Origin of the sequence: Pseudomonas sp. TREG-RG-20F-10-E-6-01 (genome assembly GCF_022662455.1) — a bacterium.
Lineage (GTDB): Bacteria > Pseudomonadota > Gammaproteobacteria > Pseudomonadales > Pseudomonadaceae > Aquipseudomonas.
Window position 1 is genome coordinate 1 of sequence record NZ_JAKNQP010000029.1, and the last position, 4,356, is coordinate 4,356.

4 protein-coding genes and 2 pseudogenes are annotated in these 4,356 nt (G+C 57.1%); 1 reads left to right on the top strand and 5 read right to left on the bottom strand.

The window, feature by feature from the left end; all coding sequences use genetic code 11:
* From L8K08_RS30060 to L8K08_RS30075, 4 genes and pseudogenes are all read right to left on the bottom strand, one after another.
* Positions 1–690, bottom strand: a pseudogene (locus tag L8K08_RS30060) (hypothetical protein); the annotation flags it as partial.
* On the bottom strand, positions 687–1,988 hold the full coding sequence (locus L8K08_RS30065) for a terminase family protein (RefSeq protein WP_145163871.1): 1,302 nt from the start codon (positions 1,986–1,988) through the stop codon (positions 687–689). The gene L8K08_RS30065 and the pseudogene L8K08_RS30060, both read right to left, overlap by 4 nt.
* Entirely contained in the window at positions 1,975–2,436 is a 462-nt protein-coding gene (locus L8K08_RS30070; protein WP_242201978.1) for a DUF2280 domain-containing protein, read from the bottom strand. Before L8K08_RS30070 ends, L8K08_RS30065 begins: the two co-directional genes overlap by 14 nt.
* Before the next feature lie 30 nt (positions 2,437–2,466).
* The gene (locus L8K08_RS30075) at positions 2,467–3,090 is read right to left on the bottom strand and encodes a putative metallopeptidase (RefSeq protein ID WP_242201979.1); all 624 of its coding nucleotides are present in this window, start codon (positions 3,088–3,090) and stop codon (positions 2,467–2,469) included.
* Between the two features lie 710 nt (positions 3,091–3,800).
* On the opposite strand from L8K08_RS30075, the gene L8K08_RS30080 reads away from it, so the two are divergent.
* Positions 3,801–4,049, top strand: coding sequence for a hypothetical protein (locus L8K08_RS30080; protein ID WP_145163866.1), 249 nt, complete (start codon positions 3,801–3,803; stop codon positions 4,047–4,049).
* Positions 4,050–4,174: 125 nt separating this feature from the next.
* Here L8K08_RS30080 and L8K08_RS30085 read toward each other — a convergent pair.
* A pseudogene (locus L8K08_RS30085) lies at positions 4,175–4,356 on the bottom strand (hypothetical protein); the annotation flags it as partial.

Consider the following 4,356-nt stretch of genomic DNA (forward strand, 5'->3'; position numbering starts at 1 on the left):
GGTGAATGGGATCTCCTTGAGGCGACCGGTTACGCCTTCGGGCTTGAACTCGTCGATGACCGCAAGCGGCCCGCCACCTTTCGGACCGGACCGGCGCCAGACGCGGCAAACAAAGCCGTCATCCTCAAGCGCCAGCTCCCGGTACTGCTCAGCCGTCTTGTAGCCGAAGCCGTCAGGAATCTCCGGCGACTCGCGCAGGACCACCAGCGTCAGCACGCTGTGACCGTTCACCATGCCTGTGCGCCAGTTGATGATGTCTTCAGCGCAGTAGGACAGGATCACCGAGTGCCCGCCGATGCCGTCGTCCTGATGATAGTCGACGTACAGACCGTGGCGACCAGCTTCAAGCACCTTTTCAAGCGTGCCCTGGGAGTGTTGATAAATGCTCACTCCGGAGCCGTTGGCGTTGTCCTGCAGGTATTCCAGTTTCTTCGGCACCGTGAGTGTCGGGTCTTTATGGAAGGCCAGACCCAGCAGCCCGTTACGGGTGTGCCCGGTTGCGTTCTTGAACACCGCCCGCTCGCGGTAAGCCCGATTCCGGTCTTCGTTCTCCGGCGACTTGTCGTGCGCGTTTATGTACGGCAGCCGATCGACTACCCGGTGCTGGCCCGCGCAGACGTCGCGAACGGTCGCCCAGCGGTCCAGGACTGCCGTGTATTCCGCCCGTTTGAAGGAGACGTCGTTGCTCATCGGGCGTATCCCATTTTGATAGCGGTGACCGGTTTGATGATCGGGTACTCGCGGTGGATGAAGTAGCCGCCGGCGTCGTTCGCGTGATCGATGCCGGCGGTTTTGTCTGGCTCCCCGTTCGCACCCCACACCTGCTGCTCCAGGCCATCGGCATAAGTTGGGCAGGTGAACGGGTTGACCAGGTAGCGGCGCTCGCCCTGCGCATTGCAGAAGACGGCGTTCATTGCGTTGATTCGGTCCTTCACGGGCGGGTTTGCCGCTGGAGCGATGACCGCGAACCCGGCCTGCTTGAGCATGGCAAGGTCGGTGATGCTGGCGTTCAGGGACTTGCGTGAATCACCCGAGGCATCCGGGTAAATCCTGATCTCGCACGTCTTCTTGAAGTCGTTGCCGTCGTGCTGCCAGTAGCGCTCTTTGATCCGGCGGATCATGTCGGGCGTGTCGTAACCGTCGATAAGCTCATCCACGGCCCTGGGCAACCCCTGGTCGCGCTTGACGTGGGTGATCGCCGCCATCTTCCCGACGTTGAAGTCCATACCGATGAACAGCGGCTCGCCGGGCTGCACGGTGTCGAAGCACCCGTTGAGCTTGCGGTCGTAAGCCGTGTAAATCGTTCCCGACGTAAGGTTGACGAACTGGCCCTTGAGGTACGCCATGATCAACTGGGGCGGATATGACTCCATCAGAGAGGCGATGTAGTCATCCGGCAGGTTCAGCTCGTTGTCGAACGTGCTGGCCTGCACCAGGCCGTACATCTCTTTCAGTGACGGCTTGTCGCGCAACTGCTTCACGAATTGCAGGAAGACAAACTTAAAGCCTTCCGGCGTCGTGGTGACGTCCACGCCGTTCTTCAGCCCCGGAAGGTTGTAGCGCATACGGGCAATGATCTTGCGCCAGGCCTGCTGAGCCTTGATGGCAGTCAGTACGTCCAGCTCATCCACCAGGGCGTGACCAATCTTGAAACCGACAATCGTCTGCGGTTTCTCCATCGACCGGCAAATCACAGTGCCGCGGTACTGCCGACCGCTGTAGATGTGAACCTCGTGGTTCGCCTGGTTGATCTTGGTCTTGAGCCCCCAGTCGTAGGCCACCTCATCCATGGTCGGATAGAAGATGTCCCGGATCTGCGGGTAAGTCGGTGCGAAGTAGCCAGCGTTGACGCCGGGCCACTCCATGAAGTGCTTACTCAGTGCCGAACAGCCCACCCAGGTCTTGCCTGAGCCGAACCCGGCAACGAACGCACGGAATTTGTGAGGCAGCGTGAGGAACTGAGCCTGCGGAACGTTAAGGCTCGGCATTCGGCTTCCTCGCATCCACCACGTCGACCTGGATGCGGGTCGGGATCACCGGTTCATCACCGGCCTCTTCCTTCCGTGCCCGGTTGACGTAGATGTCGCCGCACTCTTTGGCAGCCTGCTCCAGTAGCTGGGCAGTGAGCGCCATGTTCTTCATGCCTTCGGCTTTCTCAGCCATGCGGCTCAGGGCGCGCAGTCGGAAGGCTCGATTGGCGATCGGGATGTCTTCAGTCTCTTCGCGGAACCGCTTGCGGCTCTCTCGGAACATCGTTGCCCACTTCTCGCCCAGCGCCTTACCGGCTGCCTTTGTTGGGTCGTGTGATTCGCACTGCTGACGAGTGACAACAACGTTGAATTCTTTTAAGACCGCCTCAACCACCTGAGAAGGTGTGTCAAAGCACGCGAGAGCCTGAACAATAAAGGCTTTCACCTCACTTCGAAGAGCTGCCATTGGCGATCATCCGTCTTAACCTGTCTAAAATCAGGCCGACTTGAGCAGACAGGTTCCGCAGGCCCTCGATATGTTCAATTTCCCCACCTCAGCAGGACTGTTTGCAGCGTCCACCAACGCTTGAACGTCAGGGCTTGCACCATAACGGCGGACGACACCGACGAACTCTTCAACGTCGTGGCCCTGCAGCTTGATCTTCGGTGCGCCGTCTTGGGTGAATGCTGGTTGAGCGTACTTGTCGGTCGCATGAGCCAGGTGATACAGCTCGTGTTCGATCAGGGCGCAGAACTCAAGGTCGCTGCACTGGGCGCAGTAGTCGGCCGCCAGGGTGATGATGAAGGCCGGCACGTCGCCGAACCAATCACGCATCTGTTGCTCCATCCGGGCTTTCTGCCAACCGCCGGCGCGGAACGCTACCTGTTCGGCCTGGCCAAGAACTGTGAGTCCCTGTTTCTCGAAGCTCGACGACGCCCACATGAAACGGATACCTGCATCCAGCAAATGGGCATGGTCTTGGTTGTAAAGGCTGCCGGTGTCGGCAAGTATCTCGGCTTGTAGCCAGTCCCATACCTCCGGCGCTGGTGTTAGGCGAATTAGGAAGTCTGGCAGATCGGCCAGATGAAGCGCTGAGGGAGGGGGTCTCGGCCAACTCAAAATCACACCTTTCCAAACTTGAAATAAGTAGCTAATACCTGCAAATATGTGACTCGCATAGCTAAGGAGCAGCAAATGGTGATGTCATGCCATGACCCCCGAAGACTCGTTAAGCATATTGAAAATGCATACCCTGATGCCAGTCGGTCTGCGGTCAATGCGGTCGGAGCCCTACAGTTTGTATTTCCTGATGGCATGGTAATCAACATCTATCCAAAGGGAACCATTCACTTCCAAGGGAAATCCAGCGCCATTCGGGCGAGAGTGGAAGCTCAAATCTCATTTATTAACAGACGATAGCGAGCAGTATCGGTGTTGATTCACCGCTGGCTACCTCAAAGTCACAATCGATCAGGCCGTTTTAGTGGGCAATGGTATTCATTGAGATACCATCTCATAGGCCTGCATGGTGACCATGGAGCAATCCAATGATCAAGCCTTTAGGAACGCTGGTAGACAACGCTGCCGTGGCATCGGCAATAGCCTTGTCGATAGCGCTTACCGCAGTATTGATATCCGGGATCACTGGCGTACTGTGAAGCAGTCGGACGAGGTTGCTCAGTTGCAAAGCCTCGCGCCACGTTTGGGCGCATTCGAAAAATATGGCGCGTTGGGTACGGCATACCGTTAGCCGCTCGTCACACCAATTAAACTTTCTGAGCGCCAGTGCCGACCTATATTTAGGTGCAAATAAAAAATTTGGAGCGCTAGTGAATAAAGAAGAAATTGAACGAGAGCTTGCCCATGCCGCAAATAATTACAGGCAGCTGGCAAGTACCCTCGCAATGATAAAAGGCACTCCACTTGCTCAAGATCCATCTTTCATAGACCAAATTGAGCACCTCAAAGGTGCAATGATTGCTCTTCAAGCGCAAGTTCGCCGGCTGAGCGTCCTCGATGGAGCAATGCATAGTCCTGCTCGAAGAGGGAAGCACGCGCTGCACCTCGTCAAGCGATAAACGTATAGAGCGATGTCGCACTCACTTACTCTTGCTTATGACGATCTGAGCGTTCATCTAGCCTGCTCAGGAGTCCAGCAACCTAATCTACTTAACTAAGTAGGCAGCGCACCCGCAGTACGCCATCACTGGGGTGCTCGGTTTAGGACTTCATCCGCTTTGTCGGCAGCTTTGGCAGCAGTCGTCGCAGCCTTCGTGGCTTGGTCGGCGGCGGTACCGGTTCGGCGGCTCAGCTCTTCTAGGCGCTTGTCGCGCTCAGTCATGGCGGTGTCGTAGGCTTTTCGCATGTCGGTCACTTGGCTGCTCT